Source organism: Flavobacterium sp., assembly GCF_040402835.1.
GTDB lineage: Bacteria > Bacteroidota > Bacteroidia > Flavobacteriales > Flavobacteriaceae > Flavobacterium.
Genome location: NZ_JBBALW010000012.1, coordinates 1 through 26,336 on the forward strand (window position 1 = coordinate 1; position 26,336 = coordinate 26,336).

A 26,336-nucleotide genomic window follows, 5' to 3' on the forward strand; every position below is an offset into this window, starting at 1 on the left:
TTTTTTTGCCACAGATTCACAGATTAAAAAAGATTTTTGAAAATCTGTGAATCTGTGGCCGTTATTTCACTAATACCTCTGGGGCTCTGCCCCGAGGCAGTTTATTTTTCTAACAACCAGTTTTTCAAATCATAAAAACTTTGTGGGGAAACTCCATGACCAATTGGGTATTCTTTATAGGTAGTTTTTATTCCTAAACTTTCTAAAATAGCGGGTGCTTTTCGTGCCCAATCCACAGGAATTACTTGATCAACCGTTCCGTGGTAAGCAAATATTTTCAAGTTGCTAAAATCATTATTTTGATAGTTTTCTTTAATTATATCTAAGTTTAAATAACCGCTCATAGCAGCTACTTTTTGAACTTTTTCAGGATAAGAAAGTGCAATTGAATAACTCAAAATAGAACCTTGACTAAAGCCAATTAACGTTATATTGGATGCGTCAATTGGATAATTAGCAATCAATTCATCAATAAAATTCAATACTAAATCTCTTGAAATTACTGCTTGGTCGTGGTCTGAAAATTTATTCTGATCGGCATCAAAGTTGATGGCGTACCACGCATAACTTCCATATTGCAAATCATAAGGTGCTCGTGCCGAAACCACATAATATTCGTCAGGAAGTTCTGCAGCAAACGAAAATAAATCGGCTTCATTGCTTCCGTAACCGTGTAATAGCAACAATAATGGGTTTTTGTCAGCTTTTATTTTTGGTTCTCGAATTTGATAAACTAATGATAATTCCATATTTATGAGATGCTTTTAAACCATTTTTGAAAATAATTACCCAATAAAGGTATTGGTTTTGTAGTTCCATTTATGGCGCTGAAAATCCCATAACTCCATAAAACAGAAACAGAAATCCACATTGGCGCTGAAATCATAAGGCTGTCAAAATTACAAATTATTAATCCCAAAGAAATAAAAGTCAATGAAATTCCTAATGCTTGACGAATGTGAAACGATGCAAATGAATTTTTATTTTCACTGTTCATCGACATTGCTATAAAAACGCCAACTACTAATACGTAACTTGTTATAGCGGCTATTTTCCCTTCTTCTACTGAGTTTTCCATACTATTATTAAGCTAAAACTAATTGTCCTTGATTGTAAATTCCGTAAACTTTCCCTTTCATTTCAATTCCAATAAAAGCAGAATTTTTCGATTTTGATAAAATATTTTCTTTGTTGAAAGTCCAAGTTTCCTTTGGATTAAAAAGTGTAATATTTGCGATTGAACCTTCTTTTATTGTTGCGTTTTCAATGCTAAATGTACTTTTTCCAGCGGTTAATTTTTCAATTACTTTTTCAAAATGCAGCACTGTCGTCAACGCTCCAAAAGCAGTTTCTAAACCGATTGTCCCATTTTTGGCTCCATCAAATTCCATTTTTTTATGTTCAATATCTATCGGATTATGATCTGAAGTAATCATATCGATGGTATTGTCTAAAATTCCTGCCAATAAAGCTTTTCGGTCTGCTTCGGTTCTCAAAGGCGGTGAAACTTTATATCGGGTGTCAAAACCATCTAATTTTTCATCGGTTAAAACCAAATTATGGACGGTAACACTACAAGTAACTTTCAATCCTTTGGCTTTTGCATTTTTAATTAATTCAACCGATTTTGCTGTTGAAATTGTTGGAATGTGTATTTTTCCACCTGTATATTCTAATAAAAACAGGTTTCTTGACATTTGAAGTTCATCGGCTAAATTTGGAATTCCTTTCAATCCTAATCTCGTAGAAACAACGCCTTCATTCGCAACTCCATTTCCTTTTATGGTTGCATCTTGGCAAAAAGCAAGTAGCAATCCGTCAAAATCTTGAACATATTGCAATCCTATTTTCAGCAGATTGGCATTGTCAGTATTTTTATTGTAATCCCCAAAAGCAACTGCTCCCGCATTTTTCATATCGAATAATTCCGCCATATCTTTTCCTTCGCTTTCTTTTGTGAAGGCGCCAATTGGAAATAATTCTGTTGCAAATCCATTGGCTTTATTTCTCACGAAATTGATTTGAGATTGATTGTCAATAATTGGGTAGGAATTGGGTTGCAAAGCAATTGCAGTAAAACCACTTTTTGCTGCAACATTAAGTCCGTTAGCAATGGTTTCTCGGTCTTCATAACCTGGTTCTCCAAGCGAAACACTACTGTCAAACCAGCCTTCAGAAAGATGAAGGTTTTCAAGTTGTATTTCTTCAAAACCAATTTCTTGAGGAAGATTAGTTCCAATTTTTTCAATAGTTCTTTCATTAATTTTCACATCCACAATTTGGTTGTGAAAAGGACTTTTTGAGTCAATAATTCTCGCTTCTCGGATGATTAGTTTCATTTTACAAATTTTTGAATTACTATTTCTAAAGCTAAAAATAATAGGGTTAATAGAACAAACAATTTCCAAATTTCATTATTACTTCGGTCTGAAAGTAAGCTGTTAAATACAATATCAACCGAGTTTACGACTTTATAATCGGATAATAAATTGCTATTGGCTAAAGCTAGATTTCCTTCAGATCGATTGTAGTTAAAACTGATATTTCGTATGAAATCATCTTGTTTGTAAACTCCAAAATTCCCTGCAACAGTTGGATAATCGTTGAATAAAAGTTTGACTTTGTTATTCAAGATTTGTTGAATTGGAATGAATTTCTCGGATGTATTTTTCACATTTATAATTTCGTCTTTTGATAAATTGGTAGCCACTAAAAACGGTTGGTTTTCACCAATTGTTATCGCATTTACGCCTGTTTTCTGTGCGTTTTGCGCCATATTATAGAATATCGGAACAATCAATGGTGAATTCTGAAAATTAGAATTTACTTTGTTTAAAGGCGCCGAAAATACATAAACAGCTGAAATTTGGTTTTGCAAAGCGGTTAAAAATACACTCTGATCTTCAAAACTCAATATGGGAGGATTTGGACTTGTTATTTCAAAAGACTGTTTCGTATTTGGATACTGAAAATTGACTATTTTTTTCTCAAATACCGATTGGAACAATGGATGTTGAAAGGCAATTTTCGTAATTAATTTATTGGTGTTTTGCAAAGCTCCAAATTGGATTTTTCCGAAAAATCCCAAAAAGCGATTCAAATCAGAAGTTGCATTTTCATTGGAAGGAATTACAACCAAATTACCGCCTTTTTCAACAAATGATTTTAGGTTGGTTTCCAAAGCTTGCGGGATTTTCTCTACTTCGTTCAACACAATTACATCTTGCTTTTCAATGGCATTGTAATCCAAAGTTTCAATTGTTGAATTGGAATAATTGAATTCCGAAACGGTATAAATCCGTGTTAGGAAGCTGTTTTTTTCTGATTTTCCAATACTAATTACATTGGTTTTCTCTGGTTTTGAAATGCTGAAATAGAACGTATTATCATACGATAAACTGGCGTCATATATAGAAACATAACCGTTAAAATCCTTTTTAGGAATGGTAAAATTGATAGTATTTTCTTGGGTTTCAAATTTCACTAAGGTTTTAGCAATCAGCTTATTTTCATTGTACAAAGCAATTGGAATAGCATTTTTTTGTTCGCCGTAGGAATTCAATTTTACGCCAATTTCATAAAAATCATTTAAGTTTTGCTGGATAAAAACACTGTCAATTGAAATATTATTTTTCTGTTCCGCTTCAGGATTTATAAAATACGTATTAAAATTGGAATCGATGCTTTTCAATTGTTTTTGTTTCAATCCAACAGCATCTGTAATAATAATTACGTCTTTGTTGAACGGCGTTTTGCGAGATTTTATTTTTGCCATAGCGCTTTCAAGTTGAAATGGCAAAGCGCTATAGGTAAGATTTTGAACTTCTTTTTGAATCGATTTTATATCAGTATTCCAAAACGTTTCCGAATTGGTAATCAATGAAAAAGTCTGTTTTTCTGGAGTGTTTTCTAATAATTCCTGAACGGCACGTTTCAAAAGTTCGCCTTTTTTACCTTTTGCTTGCATTGAAAACGAATTGTCTAAAACAATATACATTTCATTGGTAGCATTTTTCTTGTCTTTGGCTTGAAAAAATGGTTGTGCAAAGGCTATGATTATTGCTGCCAACAACAACATTCGCGTAATTAAAAGGAACCATTTTTTGATTTTTGAACTCTTCCGAGTTTGAATTGAAAGCTCTTTAAGGAAGCGAACATTCGTAAAATATTCTTTTTTGAAACGTCTTAATTGGAACAAATGAACCAGGATTGGAATTACCAGTAATATGAGGAAATAGAGTATTTCTGGATGTTTAAATTGCATTCTAATTAGCGTTTGTCAAAAATAGCAATCAATTATCAATTATCAAGTATCAATCAAGAATTATTTCTTGTCTTTTCGTTTTTTATCTCTCGTTTTAAGCATATTTCTATTCACAGAACCCGAAACTTTCTTTTTGGTTTTTGATGGTCCTCCAAGATTTACTTTTTTATTCTTTTTTGATTTTTCATGAAAAGCACCGTCACCGTCTAATTTTGGTTTTTTAAGCAAAAACTTAATCGGTTGTTTGTCTTTTTCAGGCTCAATTAATTTAGATGAAATTTCTACAACTTCAGGAAATTCAACTATTTCAAGCACTTGTCCCATCAATTCTTCCACTTCATTTTTGAAATCTTCTTCCCGTGGCGTAATAAAACTAATGGCGGTTCCCGTAGCATCGGCACGACCCGTTCTACCAATTCGGTGCATATATAATTCAGGCATTTCGGGCGCTTCAAAGTTCACAACGTGCGAAATATTGGAAATATCCAAACCTCTCGCCATAATATCGGTGGTAATAATTCCTCTCAAATTTCCTTCTTGAAATGAAGCCATCGTACTCAAACGATAATTCTGAGATTTATTCGAGTGAATAACCCCAAATTGTCCGTCAAAATGTTCCTCAATTCGCTCGTGAAGCATATCCGAAATCTTCTTATTGTTCACAAAAACCAAGATGCGTTCCATTGATTCATCGGTTTCAAGCAAATGAATTAATAGGTTTACTTTCGTGTTAAAATTCGGAACGTCGTAAGAAATTTGTTTGATGTTTTCTAACGGAGTTCCCGATGCAGCAAGCGTAACTTCTTCAGGAAAATCAAAAAAGTCATTCAAAATCGCATCCACTTCGTCGGTCATTGTAGCCGAAAAAAGAATGTTTTGACGTTTATTTCTCGTCATCATTGCCAAAATTGAAGTCAATTGAACTCGGAAACCCAAATTCAACATTTCGTCAAATTCATCAATAACTAATTTTTGTGTATCGTCAAAACGGATTACGCTGTCCAAAGCCAAATCCATTACTCGTCCAGGTGTTCCCACCAAAATATCAATTCCTTGGTACACCGATTTTTTTTGCGTGTTGATATTCACACCACCAAAAATCCCGATGGTTCGCACCGACATATATTTCGTTAATTTTTCCACTTCTTCCACAACCTGCACCACCAATTCCCGCGTAGGAACTAGGATTACAATTTTCGGAGTATCGGTTGGAGTAAATTTGTATAATTTCAATAAAGGAAACAAATACGCAAAAGTTTTCCCCGTACCCGTTTGCGCAATCCCCATCATATCGCGCCCTGACATAATCACAGAAAAAGATTTTTCCTGAATTGGAGTAGGCGTCACGAATCCTAAATCGTCAATTGCTTTTTGAACCGATTTTGGAAGATTGAATTGCTCGAAAGTAGTCATAAAATGTAAATTTGCTGCAAAGATAGGTTTTTTAGACGGGTACAAAAAGTTTCCAAAGTTCAAAGGTGGAATTCATAGAAAATAGTATTTAAAAAATCCGCTTTGCTTTCACAAAACGGATTGATATTGAAATTTATTTCGAGTATTACAAGTGAATTACTTCGCCATAAGCTTCGGCTACGGCTTCCATAACTGCTTCGCTCATAGTTGGGTGTGGGTGAATGGATTTTAGAATTTCGTGTCCTGTAGTTTCCAATTTACGGGCTACAACTGCCTCGGCAATCATATCGGTAACGCCTGCGCCAATCATGTGGCAGCCCAACCATTCGCCATATTTGGCATCGAAAATTACTTTTACAAATCCATCTGGTGTTCCCGAAGCTTTTGCTTTTCCTGATGCGGTGAATGGGAATTTACCCACTTTTATTTCGTATCCTTTTTCAATTGCTTGTTTTTCGGTTAATCCTACGGAAGCAATTTCTGGACTTGCATACGTACAACCTGGGATATTTCCGTAATCGATAGGATCGACATGCAATCCTGCGATTTTTTCTACGCAAGTAATTCCTTCGGCAGATGCAACGTGCGCCAATGCTGGGCCTGGAACGATATCGCCAATAGCGTAATAGCCAGGAATGTTGGTTTGGTAGAAATCGTTTACCAAAATTTTATCTCTGTCGGTTGCAATTCCAACTTCTTCTAATCCAATGTTTTCAAGGTTGGTTTTGATTCCCACAGCTGAAAGTAAGATGTCGGCTTCAAGAATTTCTTCTCCTTTTGCGGTTTTCACATACGCTTTTACGCCAGCTCCTGAAGTGTCAATTCTTTCTACGGAGGAATTGGTCATAATTTTTACGCCCGCTTTTTTCATCGAACGTTCCATTTGTTTAGAAATGTCTTCGTCTTCTAAAGGAACAATATTTGGAAGGAATTCAACGATGGTTACATCTGTTCCCATTGCGTTATAAAAGTGTGCAAATTCAACTCCAATAGCTCCAGAACCTACCACAATCATTGATTTTGGTTGTTTTTCTAATGTCATTGCTAGTCGGTATCCAATTACTTTTACACCGTCTTGTGGCAAGTTTGGCAATTCGCGAGAGCGCGCTCCTGTTGCAATAATGATATGATCGGCATCATAATCGGTTACTTTTCCATCGGCTGCTGTAACGGCAACTTTTTTCCCAGGTTTCATTTTTCCAAAACCATCAATCACATCAATTTTATTTTTTTTCATTAGGAATTGAACACCTTTGCTCATTCCGTCAGCAATTCCTCGGCTACGTCCTACAACGGCGGTGAAATCTTTATCAAATGATGAAACAGTCAAACCATAATCGGAAGCGTGCTTCAGGTAATCAAAAACTTGTGCTGATTTTAGTAATGCTTTCGTTGGAATACAACCCCAATTTAAACATACACCACCTAAGTTTTCTTTTTCGATAACAGCTACTTTGAACCCTAATTGTGAGGCTCTAATTGCGGTTACATATCCACCAGGACCACTTCCTAAAACTATAATATCGTATTTCATTTTTTTATGTGTTTATTTTTTTAGTTGTAAAAATGCAGTCGCAAAAGCTCGTATCATTTTAGTGTATTTCTATGTTAAAATTCTGATGCGAATTTAAGAATTTTTTTTTATTTGATAATAGCAAAAGTACAATTAGTTATTGCTTATTGTACAAATCAATATTTATGTATTTAATATAAACTGAGAATCGTATAAATTCTTGTAAAACCCTGTTTTTTGACTCAATAATTCTTGGTGCGTTCCTTGTTCTACAATAATTCCTTGATCCATAACTACAATTTTATCGGCGTTGATGATGGTTGCCAATCGGTGTGCGATGATAATTGAAGTTCGTCCCGTTGTGATGGTTTCGGTGGCACGTTGTATTAATTCTTCAGAATACATATCGATTGATGAAGTGGCTTCGTCCAAAATCAAGATACTCGGATTACTGACATACGCTCGTAAAAACGCAATCAATTGGCGTTGTCCCGAAGATAGCATTATGCCTCGCTCTTTCACATTATAATCGTAGCCTTCGGGCAAACTCATAATAAAATCGTGCACTCCAATTTTTTTGGCTGCTGCCACTACTTGTTCTCTTGAAATATCAGGATTATTGAGTGTAATGTTGTTCAGAATGGTGTCTGCAAATAGGAAAACGTCTTGCAAAACGACTGCGATTTGTTTTCGAAGGGAATTCAAAGTATAGTCGTGAATGTTTTGATTGTCAACAAAAATAGTTCCGCTATTGATTTCGTAAAACCGATTTAGTAGGTTGATAATCGTTGATTTTCCTGCACCTGTAGCACCAACAATAGCGATGGTTTGACCCGATTTGACTTTTAAATTAATTCCTTTTATGACTTCTTCATTTTCAATATAACTGAAACGCACGTCTTTGAATTCAATTTCGCCTTCAAAAATTGGGGCTTCAATTGTTCCAATGTCTTGGATGTGTTCTTTGGTATCTAAAATTTCAAAAACACGGTTGGCAGAAATCATTCCCATTTGCATTTCGTTGAATTTATCTGCAATTTGACGCAAAGGATTGAATAGCATTCCAATGTACATGGTATATGAAAATATATCTCCAAAAGAGGTTGAGTTGTCGCCATCTAATATCCTAAAACCTCCATAAAGCACAATGAAACCGAGCGTAAAAGAGGAAATAATATCTGCAATTGGGAAAAAGATAGAGTTGTAAAGTATGGTTTTTATCCACGCTTTTTTGTGTTTGGCATTGATGTCATTGAATTTTTCAAACTCGGTATCTTCTCGATTAAAAAGTTGCACGATTTTCATTCCCGTAACACGTTCTTGCACAAACGTATTTAAGTTGGCAATTTGGTTTCGAACTTCTTCAAAGGAAACTTGCATTTTTCGTTGAAATATTCTGGTGATATAGACCAAAATGGGCATTGCTACAAAAACGATACAAGTTAATCGCCAGTTTTCTTTGAGCATAAAGCCAAGAATTACTACCATTTTCAGTAAATCGCTACCAATCATAAAAAGACCTTGACTAAAAATTTTAGCGATAGATTCCATATCCGAAACCGAACGCGTAATTAATTGACCAACAGGCGCTGTGTCATAATATTTCATTCGGAAACTTAGCATGTGTTTGAAGAGTTTCACACGTACGTCTTTCACGATGTCTTGTCCCAACCAATTCGCCCAATACACGAAGAAAAAGTTGGATAGTACTTCAAGAATAAGGATAATTCCCATTAAAGTCACATACCATAAAAGTCCATTTTTATCGTGGGTTTTTATGTAGTCGTCAACGGTTAGTTTCAATAGATACGGGCGTAAAGCAGCAAATATCGATAAAAATATTGCAAATAGAATTACGCCGTTGAACCTCATTTTATAAGGTTTGGCATATTCTAAAATCCGTTTGAAAACGGTAGTATCGAATGCGGTAGCTTTCATATTTTTGTTACTGCGATTAGGCAAGTTGCTATTCCGTTATACATAATCATATTCTATTTTTGTGAGATATAAACCTTGTGCTGGAACGGAAAATCCTGCTTCGTTTCTATTTTTATTTTCTATAATGGTATTAAAATCGGATAATGATATTTTGTGTAAACCAATATTTACGAGCGTTCCCACAATTGCGCGAACCATATTCCGAAGAAAGCGATCGGCGGAAATGGTAAAAATTAATTGGTTGTTTTCTTGGATCCAATAGGCTTCAGAAATAGTACAATTGAATGTATTTACATCGGTATTTACCTTTGAAAAACATTGAAAATCGTTGTGATTTAATAGCAATTGTGCTGCTTGATTCATCAAATCGATATCTAAATTTTGGTGGTAATACCAACTCCCATCTTGTGAAAAAGCATCTTTATAGGTGGAAATGTAATATTGATAGCTTCTTTTTTTTGCGTCAAAACGGGCATGCGCTTCATCAGAAACAGCAAAAATTTCAAAAATCACGATGTCTTTTGGAAGATAGGAATTGAGTTTATGAACGATAAATTCTGTTTCAAATTTAGGTTCGTAATCAAAATGAGCAAACATTTCTTTAGCATGAACGCCAGTGTCTGTTCGCCCGGCTCCCATTATACTAATATCAGAATTCAAAATTACAGAAAGTGCGGTGTTCAAAGTTTCTTGTACAGACGAAGCATTCGGTTGAATTTGCCAACCGTGGTAATTAGTTCCGTTGTATGCCAATTTTATGAAGTAGCGCAAAGTTTGATGGTTTTCAAAGTTGCAAAGATACTTATTAAAGTAGGATTTTTTTAATTTGATTTTGTAACAAAATGTTAATTTGAATTGGAAGCAAATAGTTAAAGGTACAAAGGTTGAATTTGATTTTTTAATTGGAATTGGAATGTTTAATTTTACCACAAAATCCTAGCCCAGATTGCAGCGGAAATCCCACGCTTTTTTGCGTGGATTGAAGCGGAAAGCTGGAAATAGCTCCAAAAAAAACAATTTTGAAAAAAATACTTTTGCTTTCTGATACGCACAGTCACATTGATGTAACGATTTTGAAATACGTTCATCTTGCCGATGAGGTTTGGCATGCGGGCGATATTGGAGATTTGGTTGTTACGGATTCCATCAAAAAATTGAAGCCGTTGCGTTGTGTTTTTGGGAATATTGACGATGATAAAGCCCGAATGGAATTTCCTTTGCACAACCGATTTATGTGTGAAGGTGTGGATGTTTGGATTACGCATATTGGCGGTTATCCGGGGAAATACAATCAAAATTTGAAAGTTGAAATGGCTACAAATCCTCCGAAATTATTCATTTGTGGGCATTCTCATATATTGAAAGTTATGTTTGACAAGAAAAATAATTTGTTGCACATGAATCCGGGAGCGGCTGGAATTAGTGGTTTTCACCAAATGCGAACGATGTTGCGATTTGTGATTGATGGCGATAAAATTAAGGATTTGGAAATTGTGGAAATAGGGAAGAGGTGAAGAAAAAAGATGACAGATGAAGATATATTAGATGAAAGATGATAGACGAAGAGATGATAGAGATAATAGCCAATGATTTACAGATTTTTCTTTGCGAACTTTGCGTAAAACCTTTGCGATATTAGCCGTTAAAAAATAATAAACGAAAAAAAACCCAAACTTTCGTTCAGGTTTTTCTTCGCATTAATAAACTAAGTTTATAGGTTTATCTCAAACGATCAGCAGATTTTACAAGATCTTCATCCTTCTTGATGGCTTTATTGGCTAATGCCAAAAAAACGATAGCAACAATTGGAAGAAACATCCCAATACCTTTCTCAGAAACCACCATAGTTTCTCCAGATAAATTTAGCGAACGATATACAAATAATCCTAATAAAATTAAATTCAATATGATAGACAATCTGTTAATTACAAATTGATGTTGTCTTTTTTTGAAATACATAATACTAACCAAAGTCAGAGTAGTTGTTAAACCAAAAAGAATCGTATAAGTAGCATCGCTCATAAAGTGAAATTCCTTTCCGTCACTCAAAGTCCACAAGGGAAATACATACGGAAGTACTCCAGAAATTACTAAGGCAATTAATAAATAGATGGTTTGAATTCTTTGAATCATAATTCTAAAATGTAAAAAACAAAAATATTATTTTATTTTAAAAAAAACACTATGATTATTAAATATTATTTGTATTATTGCAAAGCAAATGCGTAAGTGCTTCATCCTTTGGAGATTTCATTTATACAAAAATCACACATTCTTTATCATTATTCCTCAACAACTAAATTCAAATAACATTTTATGTTTGAAATTTCTATACTAAAAGAAATGAAGCTTTCTGAGCTTCAAGAAATTGCGAAAGCAGCAAATATTACAAAAACAACGGGTGTAAAAAAGGAAAGTTTAATCAATCAGATTTTAGAAATTCAAGCATCAAATTCAACGAATAGTTCCAACTCTCAAGTTGATAACGGTACTGAAGCTAAGCCCAAAAGGGCTAGAATGACTGTTGATAAAAAGCTAATTGTTCAAAAATCAGAGCCTATTTCGTTATTTTCAGAACCTGCAGAAATTTCAGTGGAAGAAATGAAGGAAGTTTCCGAAAAAAAGGATAATCAGGCTACTATTTCTGATGAAAATTCTAAGGAACCAATTGAAATTGAGCAAAAAGAACGTAAGGTAATTAAGTTTAAAAAAGCTGATTTTGAAGCTAAAGTTGCAGCAAAAGCAGCTGTAGAAAGCAATATTCAAGAAAATACCTCACTTCCAATTGATAATAGTATGCCAAGTTGGGTTACTGAAAATCCATCGGTTGAAAATTCTACAAATCCGAATCAAAAACAAAACCCCAACCAAAACCCTAATCAAAAACAAAACCCAAATCAGAATCCTAATGCAAATCAAGGACCAAATGGGAATGTAAATCCAAATTTTAAAGCAAAGAAAAGTAATTTTGGACATTCAGATTTTGAATTTGATGGAATTATAGAAAGCGAAGGAGTATTGGAAATGATGTCTGAAGGATATGGTTTTTTGCGTTCTTCAGATTATAATTATTTGGCTTCTCCTGATGATATTTATTTATCAACGTCTCAAGTTAGATTATTTGGTTTAAAAACAGGAGATACAGTTAAAGGAGTTGTTCGTCCTCCAAAAGAGGGTGAAAAATTCTTTCCTTTAGTTCGTATATTAAAAATAAATGGTCACGACCCACAAGTGGTGCGAGACCGAGTTTCATTTGAGCATTTAACACCTGTTTTTCCATCGGAAAAATTCAGATTGGCTGAAAAACAAAGTACTATTTCAACTCGAATCATAGATTTATTCTCTCCAATTGGAAAAGGACAACGTGGAATGATTGTGGCACAACCAAAAACGGGTAAAACCATGTTGTTGAAAGACATTGCAAATGCAATTGCTGCGAATCATCCTGAGGTTTATTTGATTGTTCTTTTGATTGACGAACGTCCCGAAGAAGTTACCGATATGCAACGCAGTGTTCGTGGAGAAGTTATTGCATCAACATTTGATAGAGAGCCACAAGAACATGTTAAAATTGCAAATATTGTACTTGAAAAAGCAAAACGATTAGTAGAATGCGGTCACGATGTTGTGATCTTATTAGATTCAATTACCCGTTTGGCAAGGGCATATAATACTGTTCAGCCTGCTTCTGGAAAAGTATTGAGTGGTGGTGTAGATGCTAATGCTTTACAAAAACCAAAACGTTTCTTCGGAGCTGCTAGAAATGTTGAAAATGGCGGTTCTCTAAGTATTATTGCTACCGCATTAACAGAAACAGGTTCTAAAATGGACGAAGTGATTTTTGAAGAATTCAAAGGAACTGGAAATATGGAATTGCAATTGGATAGAAAAATTGCTAACAGACGTATTTTTCCGGCTATTGATTTGACTTCATCAAGTACGCGTCGTGATGACTTGCTTTTAGATGAAAAAACATTGCAACGCATGTGGATTATGAGAAAATACCTTTCGGATATGAACCCAATCGAAGCAATGGATTTTATAAATGATCGTTTTAAGAAAACTAAAAACAATGAAGAATTTTTGATATCTATGAACAATTAGAATTCAAAATAGAAGGAAATAAAAAACTCCGATGTAAATTACTATATCGGAGTTTTTATTTAAAATAAGATGGGTATTAATTCACACTAATCTTTTTAGTAATTGAATTGTTATTTGAAGATAATTTCAAGAAATAAAATCCTTGAGGTAAATTTTCTAACGAGTAGGTTGCATTTGTAGAAATAGGCTTCCTAATTTCTTGAATTATTTGACCATTAACAGTTATTAATTGGATATCATCAATTATTGCAGTAGTTCCAATGGCAATGGTGTGGTTGTTCGTTGGATTTGGAAAAATAGAAACTCCTGAAGAAAAATCAAAACTAGCATTGCTTAAAGAAGTTCCCCAAATAGTATAAACCCATTCTGGATGATCTATAAAAGGATTTCTGTTCCCTTGAGCTGAATAAACAGCATTATTACGGTCGTCTTCTTTGCGGCTCACCGGATCTGCAATATGCCAGCTGTAAAGCATATTTAATGACCATTGTTCAAAAACTCTAGTGTTTGTTCCATCTAGAAATGCAGCTCCATTAGCATTATTGTTTTCCCAACCTGCAATTAAGTCTTGATAACAAGTAGCCATATAAAAATAATTACGGGCGATGTCGCCTTTGTATTCATCCGCAGGTTCAAAAACAGTTAAAGTAGGTCCGTTTGGTGCAATATTATTTCCTATTTTACAACCGTTTGAAGATGTATAAGTAGCAGTTCCTACAATACCATAAGCATTATTTCCCCTTAGCCCATTCACTTTTTTGTCTGTTGGCATTACATGAAATGCATCAGAATACATTGCTGTTCCCGTAACTCCACCAAACCAACTTTTAGGGAAAGTATGTTCTTTATTAAAAAACTGACATTCAGAAGTGCCACCCGAACCTTGGTCTTGATTGCCTCCAACTCCTGTTCCGAAAGTAAAATTGCATGAAGTGTAAATGTCCCAAACCTTCCCGTCTGCTCTTACGTCACTAAGAGGATATAAATTCCATAATCCAGGAGAATAACTTACGATCGTATGAGGATTTATTATGTTGAATAATTGTGTTTTCAATGTGTATCCAGTTCCAGTAGCAGCATTATAATATCCTGATGGGATTTGAGCAGAAAGGGTCGTTATAATAAATAACGTAAATAATATGAATATTTTTTTCATTTTAATATCTTTGGTAAATAGTAATTTTATTTTTTAGTTCGGGGCGACAAATCTAAACTATATTATTATAATATAGTTTAGATTTTGATTTTAATTGTTGTTAAAGTTCTATTTCGTAAAAAAAACTCCAAATCAAAATCAGGAGTTTTCTTATTTATAGAAATTTAATTATACTTTTCGCTCTAGCAAAGCCATGTAAAATCCATCAAAACCAGATTCAGAGGCTAGAATTTTAGCTTCTTTCACAAATGTAAAACTTTTCCCAGTTTCTGTATTCGTTAGAAAGTTTTTTATTTGTTCTTGGTTTTCCGATGGAAGTACCGAACACGTAGCATAAACTAATTTCCCGCCAGGTTTTACAATTCGGGAATAGCTTTCTAAGACTTCAGCTTGAATTTTTTTTATATTTTCGATGAATTCAGGTTGTAATTTCCATTTCGCATCAGGATTTCTCTTCAGAACTCCCAAACCGCTGCATGGTGCATCAATCAAAACTCTATCGGCTTTTTCTTGTAATTTTTTGATAACTTTAGTAGAATCAATAATTTTATATTCAATATTGAAAGCACCATTTCTTTTGGCACGTAATTTCAATTGTTTTAATTTGCTTTCATATAAATCCATTGCTATTAACTGTCCTTTGTTTTCCATCAATGAAGCCAGATGCAAGGTTTTTCCACCCGCACCAGCACAAGTATCAACTACTCTCATTCCCGGTTTTACATCTAAAAAAGCAGCAACTAATTGTGAATTGGCATCTTGAACTTCAAACATTCCCGCTTTAAAGGCATCTGTCATAAAAACATTAGCTCTTTCTTTCAGTACTAACGCATCTGGTTGTTCTTTTAAAAAAGTTGTTTCAATATTCAAATCCATTAAAAGTGCGTGTAATTTTTCACGGGTGGTATTTAAGTTATTGACTCTTAAAATTACTTTTGCGGGTTGATTTTGAGCAGCGATTTCTGTTGACCAAACTTTTTCTCCCAATTCTTTAACGCCCAATTCATCCATCCAATCCGGTATAGATTCTCTCAAAGCTCTGATTTTTGATAATTCATCAAAACGGCCTTTAATTTTTCTTTCTGGGGTACCCTCTAATTGTCTCCAATCGGGAATTGGATAGCCACGTAATACTGCCCAAACAGAAAACATTCTCCAAATATTATCTCTGTCAAACGGTTCTTTTACTTCTGCAATTTCTGCATATAATCGTTTCCAACGCACCACTTCATAGATGGTTTCGGCAACAAATTTACGATCGGAACTCCCCCATCGCTTGTCTTTTTTTAAAGCGCGTGCAACCACTTTATCAGCATATTCCCCTTCGTTGAAAATTGCATTTAAAGAATCGATTGTGGTGTAAACTAAATTTCTGTGTAATCTCATTATTTGTAATTGAGGGGCAAAGGTACAGTTTTTTTCAAAAGGAATTTAAGTGTATTTTACGGTTTATTAATACATAAACTAAAAGTTGGTTTTACTGGAATTTAGATATGAATCTTATGTGAAAATTAAGATTTTTAGATAAATATTTTTTTAAATTTGTATTTCAAATCTTTTTAGAAGTTTAAAATGAGAGTAAAATAATTATAGTTATGAAGCAAATTTTTATTAGAATTCTTATTCTTTTACTTTTTTCAAAGGGTTTTTCACAATCTTTGAAAGAGGAATATAGAGATTGTGCTTTGCAAAAATATTATTCCAAAGACTTTAAAGAATCCATAGATTATTTTACCAAAATAATAGAAATTAATCCAAAAGATTCAGTTGCCTATAATGATAGAGGTTTAATGAAAGAATTATTGAAAGATTATTCTGGGGCTATTAAAGATTACACTATAGAAATTGCAATCGATACAATGTTTGCCGATAGTTACTTTTTTAGAGGTATGGCAAAGAGTAAAATAATGGATTTTGAAGGAGCTATTTTAGATTATAAAAAAGTAGTATTTCTTGAAAATGACAATGCGGATGCCCATTATTTTATGGGTTTAGCAAAATTTGAACTTAAGGATGTAAAAGGAGCAATTATAGATTATAATGATGCAATTAGTATAAGAAATAATCATAATGAAGCTTTCTTTAGTAGGGGTTTGGCAAAAGAACAACTTAAAGACTATAAAGACGCCTTAGAAGATTATAATTCAGCAATTCAAATTAATGCCACAATTCCAGATTATTATCTTAAAAGAGGTACTTTAAAAATAAAAATGAAACGCCTAAAAGAAGGGCAAATTGATTTAAAAAAATATAACGAACTGTTTTTGGTTAATAAAAACAATAAATAAAAGTATCAAAAATTGAATTGATTATGAAAAAAACGACTTATTTATTTGTGTTTTATATTTTGAATACAATTTCAATTTATTCGCAACAAGAACCCATTTTAATTGAAGGAATCGCTCAAGGTACAACGTATCATATTACTTATTTTGATAAAAAAAATAGAAATTTACAACCTCAAATAGATAAAATTTTACGTGATTTTGATTTATCGGTTTCCACTTACATTCCAAATTCTATCATATCTAAAATTAATTCTAATGTTAAGAATGTAAAAGTGGATATCTATTTCAAAACGTGTTTTAATAAAGCCAAAGAAGTCTGGAGAAATACCGACGGAGCTTTTGACCCCACCGTTTATCCGATTGTAAATGCTTGGGGATTTGGCCCAGGCAAAAAGCAAAAAATTGAAAAGCAAAAAATTGACAGCATGCTTCAGTTTGTAGGTTTTGAATTAATTGAGTTGAAAGCAAATAAAATAATAAAAAAAGATTCTCGTGTTGCATTAGATTTCAATGCTTTTGCGCAAGGATATTCTGTTGATGTGGTTTCAACATTCTTAAAATCTAAAGGGATTACTTCTTTTGTTGTAGAAATTGGTGGTGAGGTATATGCTAATGGAAGAAATCCAAATGGAGACTTTTTTAAAGTGGGAATTGAAAAACCAATTGACAATAAAGAAGATACAAATCCATTGAAAGCAATTGTGAAATTAGAAAATTTAGCGGTTGCCACTTCTGGAAATTATAGGAGATTTGTTATAGAAGACGGAATAAAATATGCTCATCATATCGATCCTAAAACCGGTTATCCAACAAAAAATAACATATTAAGTGCTTCAATTTTTTCTAAAGAATGTATTACTTCAGATGCTAATGCGACGGGAGTTTTAGTTATGGGACTTGAAAAAGCCAAGACTTTTTTAAGTTTACATCCTGAATTGCAAGCGTATTTGATTTATTCAGATGATACTGGGAAATATCAAGTTTATGAAACGCCTGGTTTAAAAGAAATAGTTTCAGAAGTTGTTGAACAAAAAAAGTTTTCTTTATTTAAAGAGAATTAAGATTTAAATAATCTTTAAAGATTTCACTTTTCATAAATAATAAACATAAAAAAAGCACCCAATTAGGTGCTTTTTAAATTGTATTAAGAAATAAATACTATTTATTAAGTATAATTTTATAATTAGAAGTTCCATTTTCATTAGTAACAGAAACAATATAAACACCATTTACTAAGTTTGATAAATCTATTCTTTTTGTTGTAGCTGCATAATCTGTAGTTACTTTTTCAGAATAAACTACTTTCCCTAAAATATTAATTATTCTAATTTTATTTACATCATTTTTAAATTCCATAAAAAAGTTACCACTGGTAGTTGGATTTGGATAAATAACTACTTCTGGTTTTACTGAAAATTCGGGGTTAGCTAAAATCGCGGTAATATTTGTAAAGTTTGAGTCATCTGCATAAGATGGATTTGTAGCATTAGGACCTTTTACAAAAGGGAAATATCTAGTTGCAGTTCCTGTAGAACCATGATTCCATGTAGATTGTATTACAAATTGATAATTACCATCTGCTACAAGTATACCAGATGCATCTTTACCATCCCAAGTTACCGTTTTTGTTGACCATGAAGCCAATGTTGCCCCAGTAGTAGCTGTTGCTACATTACAAGAAGCGGAATTAGCAGTCGTAGTTGCCCCAGCACTGGCTTTTGATGCCCAAGTCGGTAAATGATCACTAGTAATTGAGCCAACATATCTATATTTGGTAGCTATAAAATTACCTGGTGAACCTGTACCTTGTTCAATCCAAACGGCTAAAACATGTTGAAAATTACCATTGTACGTAATTGCCTGAGAAGCTTCAGTAAAAGTAAAAGTTCTTGACTGAACCGTTTGTGCATTAGTAGTTTTAACAAAGAATAAACTAAAAAAAATTATTAATAAAGATAATTTTGTTTTCATATTTTTTTTGTAAAATTACAAATTTTAAAACTTAATTTTTAAAAATAATTTGGAAATTAAGTTAACCTTAACCCTAGTTTAAGTTTAAATTCTCTAATAAACTAACTAATTCTATTCAAATGGATTTTTTCTGGTGGGTGCAAAACCATTGGAAATTTCTCTATTTTTACCGAGCTACTGTCCAATCCAAAGGCTTTTTCCTCAGATAAACTGAATTTTTTAATTAAGAAATAGGTATTCATAACAATTTTTTCATGCCATAATAAATCACTATCATTTGATAAGAATTTTTCTAATAAAACGAATTTGAAATCACCAAGAATATTGTTTTTATTTAATGATTCATAACGGCTTGTAACATCAACTTCACCATTACTTACCATATCTTTCAACACTTCTTTGAACATCAAATTAATTTTTGTAGGCTCTCTGAAACCTAAATTAAAGTCAACTCTAAACAAATCATCTTTTATAATTTCGGTAACTTTATATTCAGTTTTATAGGGTTCACTAAGAATATTAACGTGAACAAACCAATATAAATCGGCTCTTTTCGGTCGTTTTTGTAATATGGAATACATTACTTTTTCTTCAATTTCATCAATACGATTGGCATTGGTCATGTAAACCAAATGCGTCGCATATTTTGGAATAGTTAAATCGGCACTTAATTCTGCTAAAACTTTTCTATAGGAATCAATTTTAACAAATTTGGTATAATTTCTACTAATTTTCTTAGCCAGATGCCAAGTTGTCATTATTCCAATTAAAATTGTTGCAATAAATAAAGTTACATAACCACCATGAATGAATTTATTCAAATTGGCAATTAAGAAACTTATTTCAATAACTAAATAAATAAGTATTAAAGGTGTTATTATGAACCAAGAAATCCTTTTAATAATCATAAAATAGGTGAGGAGCAAAGTAGTCATAATCATACAAAGTATAATAGCTAACCCATAAGCACCCTCCATATTACTGGATTCTTTAAAATGCAAAACAATCATAACACAACCAATAAAAAGCAACCAATTTATAGATGGAATGTACAATTGTCCTTTTAATTCTGTGGGATATTTGATTTTTACTTTTGGCCAAAAATTCAAACGCATCGCTTCATTTATTAATGTAAATGAACCACTAATTAAGGCTTGAGAGGCAATTACAGCAGCAAGAGTAGCGATTACAATTCCAAAAGGTAAAAACCAGCTTTCCATAATTAAATAGAAAGGGTTTCCGTTTTTTCCTCCTAAAGTTTGTAATGTTTCTCCTTCATGATGAATTAAATAGGCAGCTTGACCAAAATAATTTAAAACCAAAGTTGTTTTTACAAATATCCAACTGATTCTGATGTTTTTTCTACCGCAATGCCCCATATCCGAATACAACGCTTCTGCACCAGTAGTACAAAGAAATACAAATCCTAAAACATAAAATCCTTCGGGGTGTATTGACAATAAATGAAATGCATAATAAGGATTTAATGCTTTTAAAACTTCTATATGGTTTGCCATTTGTATAGCTCCAAGAACTCCTAACATTCCAAACCAAATGAGCATCATAGGAGCAAAAAACTTGCCTACTAATTTTGTTCCAAATTGTTGGATAGTAAAGAGTACAAATAAAATTCCAATTACGATTGGAATGGTATTTATATCAGGATAATACGTTCTAATTCCCTCAACTGCCGAAGCTACGGAAATTGGTGGGGTGATTATTCCATCTGCTAAAAGGGCACTTCCACCCACAATTGCGGGGACAATTAACCATTTTACCTTCGTTCGTTTTACTAAAGCATACAATGCAAAAATTCCACCTTCGCCATTATTATCGGCACTTAGCGTTATCAAAACATATTTGATGGTAGTTTGTAAAGTTAAAGTCCAAAAAATACAAGAAACTCCACCTAATACAACTTCGGCATTAATAGCGTGAAGCCCAATGATTGCCTTCATTACATACAAAGGAGAAGTTCCAATGTCGCCATAAATTATACCTAAAGTAATTAATAATCCACCTAAAGTTAATTTACTATGTAAATCGTGATGTTGAGCCTTCATAAAAATATCTTAAAAAAGAGAACAAATTTATTACTATTAAATTTAATATTTATGAATGATTGCGTTTTTTTTATTTTTAGATAAAAATATTTTGTCAAATAAAAAAGCACCGACAATTGGCGGTGCTTTTCATGAGTTTTATAAAAAATTATCTTCGATTATTTCTCGAATCTCTGTTTTCATCTCTTTTTTCGTTTTGCGTTTCGTTTCGCGTTTCGTTTCTCGGTGTTACATTTGATCTTGAGTTGCCTCTCGGAGTTTCCTTTTGCGTTCTATTTCCTCTTGGAGCTTCACTTTCCGGTCTATTATTTCTTGGTGAAATGTTCTCGGTTCTATTATTTCCTATTGGTGAAACAGAATTATTAGAATTAGTTCTCATTCTTGTAGAAGCTCTATTTTGGTCTAATTCATAGCGATTGTTAACACTTGAATTTCGTCTTTCAAAGGAACGTTCAGGATTTCTAACTTCATAACTATTTGCTCGTAAATTCAGATGTAAATTAATCGCCACAGCACTTCGTCTAACATTTACATAATTGTAATGATTGTTGTAATTTATCCAACTACGAACATTTCTATGGTATCTGTAAATTGGAAAAGGATGCCAATAGGAATAGAACCGTGGATAAAATCCCCAATTCCAGCTAGAACGATAAGGTCGGTAATTTGATGCCCAAAAATACGTAAAAATAACTGGCGAATGAACATAAATTGGTTCGTAGATATAGTTATTTCCATACATATACACATCGCCAACTACTTGAACTTGCAAGCGATTGTTATTGTCTTTTTCAACTTCAATTGTGGCAACATCTTGAAAAATGTCTTTTTCTAAAACCGCTTGAATAATAATTAAATGAGTTCTACCTTCAACAGATTCAATTACTCGCAAATAGTCAACTTGATTGTCATTGTTCAAATCTAAATTAGAAATTTTCAATTTAGGATCGTTCAAACGTCTTTCAAAATCTTCTAAATTATTAGAATCTCCAAAAATAGATGCAACCGCTTTTAAATCTAAATTATCACTAATATCAGAATTACTTGCGTTGACTGTCGTTTTGTCTTGAGCAAAAATGGGATTTGCAAAAAGGAAAGCAATAAAAGCAAAGGAAATGATTTTCGTTTTCATGGTATTTTTATTTTAAATTATTACTATTTCAAGAATATTCAATTACTATGCCAACAATTTAAAATTGTATAATTCGGATTTTATTCGGAAGAATAATTGTAAATTAGCAAAGGTAAATGGAAAATAACATGAAAAATAGTGTCACTTTTTTAATTCTTATGGTTTTGATTTTTTCTTGTAAATCAAAAGTGGTGAATCCTCAAAACGACAATCCAAATTATAATGTTACTGTTTCATTGGATACAATTTTTACTGATAAAATAAGTATTCGAGCCATTTTAATTGATAAAAATAAAGTTTGGTATGCGGCTGATAAAAATAGATTTGGCTATTATGATTTGAAGAAAAATAGGCGAGTAGAGCGTAAAATAAGCAAAGATTCCTTGCAATTAGAATTTAGAAGTATTGCCCAAACGGAAAAGGCAATTTTTGTTTTGAGCATTGGAAACCCGGCATTAATGTTTAAAATCAATAAGAAAGATTTATCCGCAGCATTAGTATATAAAGAAAGCCACGAAAAAGTGTTTTATGATGCGATTCAATTTTGGAATAATAAGGAAGGAATTGCTATTGGCGATCCAATTCAAGATTGTTTTTCTATAATAATTACTCGTGATAGTGGTAATTCGTGGAATAAAATTCCTTGTCAAAATTTACCTAAATTAATCCAAGGCGAAGCAGCTTTTGCGGCTAGTAACACCAATATTTGTATTAAAGACTCTAAAACTTTTGTAGTTTCTGGCGGAACTAAATCGAGGGTTTTTGTTAGTGAAAACAAAGGAATTTTTTGGAATGTTTATGAAACTCCAATTACCCAAGGTCACGCAATGTCAGGAATTTTTTCGGCAGATTTTTTAAATGAAAATACAGGAATCATTGTAGGCGGTAATTATGAAGAACAATTAGATAAAGCTGCCAACAAAGCAATTACTAACGACGGTGGAAAAACCTGGAAATTAATTGGAGTAAATGAAGGTTTTGGATATGCTTCTTGCGTTCAGTTTGTGCCACATTCTAATGGAAATGAAATAGTTACAGTAGGAACAACTGGCGTTTATTTTTCAAATAGTCAAGGAACTTCTTGGGAAAAACTATCAGACGATAAAGAACTTTTCACCCTAAGATTTCAGAACGACACTACTGCTTTTGCAGTGGGTAAAAATAAGATGATAAAAATTACCGTACCCAAGCACTAAAAAATTTAATTTTCAGAGTTGTTCAAATTATAAAAAAAAGGAGTTTAAAAAAGCTTGTAAGCAATTTTTAAACTCCTTTTTAAATTAGTAAATCAATTTCTAACTCAATTTTTTCGAAATCAAACTAATGAATTCTTTTCTTGTTTTGTCTTTTTCAAATGCACCTGTAAAAGAAGAGGTTGTTGTAAAAGAATTTTGTTTTTGAATTCCTCTCATTTGCATACACATGTGTTGCGCTTCAATCACAACTGCTACTCCAAGTGGACTTAACGCTTCTTGAATACAGTTTTTTATTTCATCGGTTAGGCGTTCTTGGACTTGCATTCTTCTTGCAAAAGCATCAACAATTCTCGGAATTTTACTCAACCCTACAATTTTTCCATTTGGAATATACGCTACGTGCGCTTTTCCAAAAAACGGCAACATGTGGTGCTCACACATCGAGTAAATCTCAATGTCTTTTACCACAATCATTTGTTGGTGATCCTCTGTAAACAAAGCAGACTTTAATATTTCTAACGGATTCAAATCGTATCCGTGTGTCAAATATTGCATCGCTTTTGCAACACGTTCAGGAGTTTTTTGAAGTCCCTCGCGGTTTACATCTTCACCTAAATTTTCAATAATGGTTTTGTAATTTTTCGACATTGATTCAATTAATTCCGTGTCGTAAATTTCAATTTTTTCGTAACTTTTCATCTATTATTATTGGGGGTTTTTATTTAAATTTTAAAACTAACTATACCATAATCCATTTCAAAAACTTGTCCTGAAATTGATTTTGCATTTTCTGAAATTATGAATTCCGCCATTCCCGCTACTTCTTCAGGCTTCAAATATCCTTTCATTGGATGACGCTCCACCATATTTTCTTTCATTCTGTCGTTGCGAAGAATATTTGCCGACAAAGAGGTTTCCGTAATAGTAGGAGCTATTGCATTCACCCGAATAGTAGGAGCTAACTCAGCACCAAGAGATTTCACTAATCCCTCAACTCCTGATTTTGCTGTTGCAATACTGGCGTGAAATGGCATTCCTAATTTTGCCGCAACGGTACTAAACAATAAAATAGAAGGATTATTTCCTTTTTTTAATGTTGGTAAATACTTCTGAATCGCTTTCACAGCACCGATAACATTGATTTCGAAATCATTTCTAAAATCTTCAACACTTAAGCTCATAATTGGCTTTAAGTTGATAGAACCTGGACAATAAATCAAGATATCTATATTCTCAATTTCTGGAAGTTCGTCTTCTAAAACGTTCAATTCGTAGTGTTTTAAGTTTGGATGGGTAACAGTTGGCGCACTTCTACTAATATTAATAACTTTATTTTCACCAACCATTTTTGATACTATTGCATTTCCAATTCCTTTGGTACCGCCTATAATTACTATATTTTTCATATTTTTTATTTATAAATTATCTTTTTGAAATTTTATTATTATTAATTTGTCTTTGCATCGTACATTTAAATCTACCTTCTCTAAAATCTCTTAGTTTTTCGTGTTTTGTTTTCCGACCCTGAACTCTTGCGCGCCACATCCTGAAGCTTGACGCTTTCATTTCTTTACGCATCAAGTCGATTACTTCTTGCTCTTTTAATCCAAATTGTAATAATATCGCGTCAAAAGTGGTTCTGTCTTCCCAAGCCATTTCAATAATTCGGTCGATTTCTAATTCTGTAAATTCTTTAGTCATAATTTGCTATTTATGATTCGTTATTGTTTGCTCTACTCATCGTATGTAATTTTAATATCCTGAAACTCTCTTCCTTTACCAGAGGATTTTTACGCATTTCCCATAAGAAATCACTTGCAAATTTCCGAGTTCGTTCCATATTTATAATAGGATTTGGATAATTTATACCCAATTCAAAATTGTTGAATTTTTGATCTAGATAGGTCATTTTGTAGGGTTCGTGAATAAATTGTAAAGGCAAATTTTCCAATTCTGGAACCCAACGTTTTATAAATTCTCCTTGAGGATCGTGTTCTAAGCTATTCTTTATTGGATTATAAATTCGTAACATGTTTACACCCGTTTCTCCCGCTTGCATCTGCAATTGTGGAAAATGAATTCCTGGTTCAAAATCTAAAAACATTTGTGATAAATGTTGCGTTGCACTCTGCCAAGGCTGCCACAAATTATGAGTAAAAAAAGAAACAACCATCGCGCGCATCCTAAAATTTAAGTAACCTGTTTCATTCAAACACCGCATACAAGCATCTACCAGTGGAAAACCAGTCTGGCCATTTTGCCATGCTTTTATATAGTTTTCATTATTTTTTTTCTTCAATTGATGAAAACCTTTATTCACACTTTCAAATTCCATTATTTCTTCCATTTCAAATTTCTGAATAAAATGGGCTTGCCAAGTTAGTCGAGAAGTAAAAGAATCGATTTGTTTTTTGTCTTTTACTGTTAATACAAAATCAGCTGCTTTTTGCAATATTTGTCTGGTTGATAAATTTCCCCAAGCAATATATGGAGATAATCTGCTGCAACTTTTCCTTGCTAAAGTTGGTTTTGATATGTTGTAACTGTAATTATGATACCGTTCATCAAAGAAAGTTTTCATATATTTTAAACCCGTTGATGTTCCTCCTTTTTGAAAAACGGAATTTAAATTAGTATTTAAATTGACCATAGTCATATTGGATTCTAATTCAGTAATGGCTTCAATTGAAAATAAATTTTCAGAATTTGGATTGAATGTAAATTGTTTTGCATTCATGTATTTTTCCCATTTGGAAACCCAATTCGTTCGGTTTTCTAAACCTCTAAAAATGCCATTATTAATGTTTTCTTCCCAATGAATCATCGTGTTTTTACAAAATCTTTTGAAAGTTTTATCTCTTTCGTACGTTATTTTCAAACCAGTTTCCTGATGTGAATAAACGGTATCTATCTTGTAAAATTCTTGAATAATATTAAATGCATTAATAGTTTCAGACGAAACGATTAATACTTTTGAATTATGAATCAATAACTGATTGTTGATGTCAACTAAGGATTGTTTGATAAAATCCCAATGGCGTTGGCTGTAATGACCGTCATTTTCCAACGAAGGCTCAAAAACATAAAGTAATAATGTCGGTTTATTTGATTTTAAGCCGTTGAAAATGGCCTCGTTATCTTGTAAACGAAGGTCTCTTTTAAACCAAACTACATTGATATGTTTTCTATTATCGCTCAATATTTATCTTTAATTTTATGATGTTGGCACTTTTCATCACAATATTTAATTTCATCCCAAATCTTTCCACAATTTAAAGGACTATTGCTAACTAAGCGC

General features: G+C 32.8%; 23 protein-coding genes. 5 read left to right on the forward strand and 18 right to left on the reverse strand.

What is annotated here, in order from left to right:
- Nucleotides 1-101: 101 nt before the first annotated feature.
- The 8 genes from AC9UEH_RS05585 to truA form a co-directional block, all read right to left on the reverse strand.
- On the reverse strand, nt 102-749 hold the full coding sequence (locus AC9UEH_RS05585) for an alpha/beta hydrolase (protein ID WP_509529376.1): 648 nt from the start codon (nt 747-749) through the stop codon (nt 102-104).
- 2 nt (nt 750-751) lie between these two features.
- The gene (locus tag AC9UEH_RS05590; protein ID WP_509529379.1) at nt 752-1,078 is read right to left on the reverse strand and encodes a hypothetical protein; all 327 of its coding nucleotides are present in this window, start codon (nt 1,076-1,078) and stop codon (nt 752-754) included.
- Between the two features lie 7 nt (nt 1,079-1,085).
- Nucleotides 1,086-2,339: a dihydroorotase gene (locus tag AC9UEH_RS05595; protein WP_509529381.1), complete on the reverse strand. Its 1,254-nt coding sequence runs from the start codon at nt 2,337-2,339 to the stop codon at nt 1,086-1,088.
- Complete coding sequence (locus tag AC9UEH_RS05600) at nt 2,336-4,264, reverse strand: BatA domain-containing protein (protein WP_509529383.1); 1,929 nt, start codon at nt 4,262-4,264, stop codon at nt 2,336-2,338. Before AC9UEH_RS05600 ends, AC9UEH_RS05595 begins: the two co-directional genes overlap by 4 nt.
- A gap of 60 nt (nt 4,265-4,324) precedes the next feature.
- Entirely contained in the window at nt 4,325-5,677 is a 1,353-nt protein-coding gene (locus AC9UEH_RS05605) for a DEAD/DEAH box helicase (protein WP_509529385.1), read from the reverse strand.
- Nucleotides 5,678-5,822: 145 nt separating this feature from the next.
- Nucleotides 5,823-7,211, reverse strand: a complete 1,389-nt coding sequence (lpdA, locus tag AC9UEH_RS05610) for a dihydrolipoyl dehydrogenase (protein WP_509529387.1) — start codon at nt 7,209-7,211, stop codon at nt 5,823-5,825.
- 162 nt (nt 7,212-7,373) lie between these two features.
- Entirely contained in the window at nt 7,374-9,128 is a 1,755-nt protein-coding gene (locus tag AC9UEH_RS05615) for an ABC transporter ATP-binding protein (protein ID WP_509529389.1), read from the reverse strand.
- 36 nt (nt 9,129-9,164) lie between these two features.
- Nucleotides 9,165-9,899, reverse strand: coding sequence for a tRNA pseudouridine(38-40) synthase TruA (gene truA, locus AC9UEH_RS05620; protein ID WP_509529391.1), 735 nt, complete (start codon nt 9,897-9,899; stop codon nt 9,165-9,167).
- Between the two features lie 248 nt (nt 9,900-10,147).
- On the opposite strand from truA, the gene AC9UEH_RS05625 reads away from it, so the two are divergent.
- Complete coding sequence (locus AC9UEH_RS05625; RefSeq protein ID WP_509529393.1) at nt 10,148-10,642, forward strand: metallophosphoesterase family protein; 495 nt, start codon at nt 10,148-10,150, stop codon at nt 10,640-10,642.
- 205 nt (nt 10,643-10,847) lie between these two features.
- On the opposite strand, the gene AC9UEH_RS05630 is transcribed toward AC9UEH_RS05625, so the two are convergent.
- Entirely contained in the window at nt 10,848-11,261 is a 414-nt protein-coding gene (locus AC9UEH_RS05630) for a DUF4293 domain-containing protein (protein ID WP_509529396.1), read from the reverse strand.
- A gap of 183 nt (nt 11,262-11,444) precedes the next feature.
- Between AC9UEH_RS05630 and rho the strand changes: the two genes are divergently transcribed.
- Complete coding sequence (gene rho / locus AC9UEH_RS05635; RefSeq protein ID WP_509529398.1) at nt 11,445-13,232, forward strand: transcription termination factor Rho; 1,788 nt, start codon at nt 11,445-11,447, stop codon at nt 13,230-13,232.
- 76 nt (nt 13,233-13,308) lie between these two features.
- On the opposite strand, the gene AC9UEH_RS05640 is transcribed toward rho, so the two are convergent.
- Together AC9UEH_RS05640 and AC9UEH_RS05645 are read right to left on the reverse strand one after the other, a co-directional pair.
- A complete protein-coding gene (locus AC9UEH_RS05640; protein ID WP_509529400.1) occupies nt 13,309-14,388 on the reverse strand; it encodes an endonuclease in 1,080 nt (359 codons plus the stop codon).
- A gap of 168 nt (nt 14,389-14,556) precedes the next feature.
- Complete coding sequence (locus tag AC9UEH_RS05645; RefSeq protein WP_509529402.1) at nt 14,557-15,774, reverse strand: RsmB/NOP family class I SAM-dependent RNA methyltransferase; 1,218 nt, start codon at nt 15,772-15,774, stop codon at nt 14,557-14,559.
- 209 nt (nt 15,775-15,983) lie between these two features.
- Between AC9UEH_RS05645 and AC9UEH_RS05650 the strand changes: the two genes are divergently transcribed.
- Complete coding sequence (locus AC9UEH_RS05650; RefSeq protein ID WP_509529404.1) at nt 15,984-16,676, forward strand: tetratricopeptide repeat protein; 693 nt, start codon at nt 15,984-15,986, stop codon at nt 16,674-16,676.
- A 23-nt stretch (nt 16,677-16,699) separates the two neighbouring features.
- Nucleotides 16,700-17,737 (forward strand): FAD:protein FMN transferase, encoded by a 1,038-nt coding sequence (locus AC9UEH_RS05655; protein WP_509529406.1) that lies wholly within the window; start codon nt 16,700-16,702, stop codon nt 17,735-17,737.
- A gap of 97 nt (nt 17,738-17,834) precedes the next feature.
- On the opposite strand, the gene AC9UEH_RS05660 is transcribed toward AC9UEH_RS05655, so the two are convergent.
- From AC9UEH_RS05660 to AC9UEH_RS05670, 3 genes are all read right to left on the reverse strand, one after another.
- Entirely contained in the window at nt 17,835-18,647 is an 813-nt protein-coding gene (locus AC9UEH_RS05660) for a T9SS type A sorting domain-containing protein (protein WP_509529408.1), read from the reverse strand.
- A gap of 101 nt (nt 18,648-18,748) precedes the next feature.
- Entirely contained in the window at nt 18,749-20,710 is a 1,962-nt protein-coding gene (locus AC9UEH_RS05665; RefSeq protein ID WP_509529410.1) for a KUP/HAK/KT family potassium transporter, read from the reverse strand.
- Nucleotides 20,711-20,858: 148 nt separating this feature from the next.
- The gene (locus AC9UEH_RS05670) at nt 20,859-21,842 is read right to left on the reverse strand and encodes a hypothetical protein (RefSeq protein WP_509529412.1); all 984 of its coding nucleotides are present in this window, start codon (nt 21,840-21,842) and stop codon (nt 20,859-20,861) included.
- Nucleotides 21,843-21,958: 116 nt separating this feature from the next.
- Here AC9UEH_RS05670 and AC9UEH_RS05675 point away from each other — a divergent pair, with 116 nt between their 5' ends.
- A complete protein-coding gene (locus AC9UEH_RS05675) occupies nt 21,959-23,038 on the forward strand; it encodes a sialidase family protein (RefSeq protein WP_509529415.1) in 1,080 nt (359 codons plus the stop codon).
- Nucleotides 23,039-23,137: 99 nt separating this feature from the next.
- On the opposite strand, the gene folE is transcribed toward AC9UEH_RS05675, so the two are convergent.
- From folE to AC9UEH_RS05695, 4 genes are read right to left on the reverse strand one after another with little or no spacing between them, the layout of a single operon-like run.
- The gene (gene folE, locus AC9UEH_RS05680; protein WP_509529417.1) at nt 23,138-23,737 is read right to left on the reverse strand and encodes a GTP cyclohydrolase I FolE; all 600 of its coding nucleotides are present in this window, start codon (nt 23,735-23,737) and stop codon (nt 23,138-23,140) included.
- A gap of 23 nt (nt 23,738-23,760) precedes the next feature.
- Nucleotides 23,761-24,444, reverse strand: a complete 684-nt coding sequence (locus tag AC9UEH_RS05685) for an SDR family NAD(P)-dependent oxidoreductase (RefSeq protein WP_509529419.1) — start codon at nt 24,442-24,444, stop codon at nt 23,761-23,763.
- Nucleotides 24,445-24,460: 16 nt separating this feature from the next.
- Entirely contained in the window at nt 24,461-24,739 is a 279-nt protein-coding gene (locus AC9UEH_RS05690) for a TIGR03643 family protein (protein ID WP_509529422.1), read from the reverse strand.
- 10 nt (nt 24,740-24,749) lie between these two features.
- Nucleotides 24,750-26,237 (reverse strand): cryptochrome/deoxyribodipyrimidine photo-lyase family protein, encoded by a 1,488-nt coding sequence (locus tag AC9UEH_RS05695; protein WP_509529424.1) that lies wholly within the window; start codon nt 26,235-26,237, stop codon nt 24,750-24,752.
- Nucleotides 26,238-26,336: the final 99 nt, after the last annotated feature.

What these genes read in the sequence shown, in the direction of transcription:
- AC9UEH_RS05645 (WP_509529402.1), bottom strand. Translation starts at nt 15,774, where the DNA reads ATGAGATTACACAGAAATTTAGTTTACACCACAATCGATTCTTTAAAT.
- folE (WP_509529417.1), bottom strand. Translation starts at nt 23,737, where the DNA reads ATGAAAAGTTACGAAAAAATTGAAATTTACGACACGGAATTAATTGAA.
- AC9UEH_RS05585 (WP_509529376.1), bottom strand. Translation starts at nt 749, where the DNA reads ATGGAATTATCATTAGTTTATCAAATTCGAGAACCAAAAATAAAAGCT.
- lpdA (WP_509529387.1), bottom strand. Translation starts at nt 7,211, where the DNA reads ATGAAATACGATATTATAGTTTTAGGAAGTGGTCCTGGTGGATATGTA.
- AC9UEH_RS05595 (WP_509529381.1), bottom strand. Translation starts at nt 2,339, where the DNA reads ATGAAACTAATCATCCGAGAAGCGAGAATTATTGACTCAAAAAGTCCT.
- AC9UEH_RS05670 (WP_509529412.1), bottom strand. Translation starts at nt 21,842, where the DNA reads ATGAAAACGAAAATCATTTCCTTTGCTTTTATTGCTTTCCTTTTTGCA.
- AC9UEH_RS05605 (WP_509529385.1), bottom strand. Translation starts at nt 5,677, where the DNA reads ATGACTACTTTCGAGCAATTCAATCTTCCAAAATCGGTTCAAAAAGCA.
- AC9UEH_RS05655 (WP_509529406.1), top strand. Translation starts at nt 16,700, where the DNA reads ATGAAAAAAACGACTTATTTATTTGTGTTTTATATTTTGAATACAATT.
- AC9UEH_RS05630 (WP_509529396.1), bottom strand. Translation starts at nt 11,261, where the DNA reads ATGATTCAAAGAATTCAAACCATCTATTTATTAATTGCCTTAGTAATT.
- AC9UEH_RS05650 (WP_509529404.1), top strand. Translation starts at nt 15,984, where the DNA reads ATGAAGCAAATTTTTATTAGAATTCTTATTCTTTTACTTTTTTCAAAG.
- AC9UEH_RS05615 (WP_509529389.1), bottom strand. Translation starts at nt 9,128, where the DNA reads ATGAAAGCTACCGCATTCGATACTACCGTTTTCAAACGGATTTTAGAA.
- AC9UEH_RS05600 (WP_509529383.1), bottom strand. Translation starts at nt 4,264, where the DNA reads ATGCAATTTAAACATCCAGAAATACTCTATTTCCTCATATTACTGGTA.
- AC9UEH_RS05690 (WP_509529422.1), bottom strand. Translation starts at nt 24,739, where the DNA reads ATGACTAAAGAATTTACAGAATTAGAAATCGACCGAATTATTGAAATG.
- rho (WP_509529398.1), top strand. Translation starts at nt 11,445, where the DNA reads ATGTTTGAAATTTCTATACTAAAAGAAATGAAGCTTTCTGAGCTTCAA.
- AC9UEH_RS05590 (WP_509529379.1), bottom strand. Translation starts at nt 1,078, where the DNA reads ATGGAAAACTCAGTAGAAGAAGGGAAAATAGCCGCTATAACAAGTTAC.
- AC9UEH_RS05675 (WP_509529415.1), top strand. Translation starts at nt 21,959, where the DNA reads ATGGAAAATAACATGAAAAATAGTGTCACTTTTTTAATTCTTATGGTT.
- AC9UEH_RS05660 (WP_509529408.1), bottom strand. Translation starts at nt 18,647, where the DNA reads ATGAAAACAAAATTATCTTTATTAATAATTTTTTTTAGTTTATTCTTT.
- AC9UEH_RS05685 (WP_509529419.1), bottom strand. Translation starts at nt 24,444, where the DNA reads ATGAAAAATATAGTAATTATAGGCGGTACCAAAGGAATTGGAAATGCA.
- AC9UEH_RS05640 (WP_509529400.1), bottom strand. Translation starts at nt 14,388, where the DNA reads ATGAAAAAAATATTCATATTATTTACGTTATTTATTATAACGACCCTT.
- AC9UEH_RS05665 (WP_509529410.1), bottom strand. Translation starts at nt 20,710, where the DNA reads ATGAAGGCTCAACATCACGATTTACATAGTAAATTAACTTTAGGTGGA.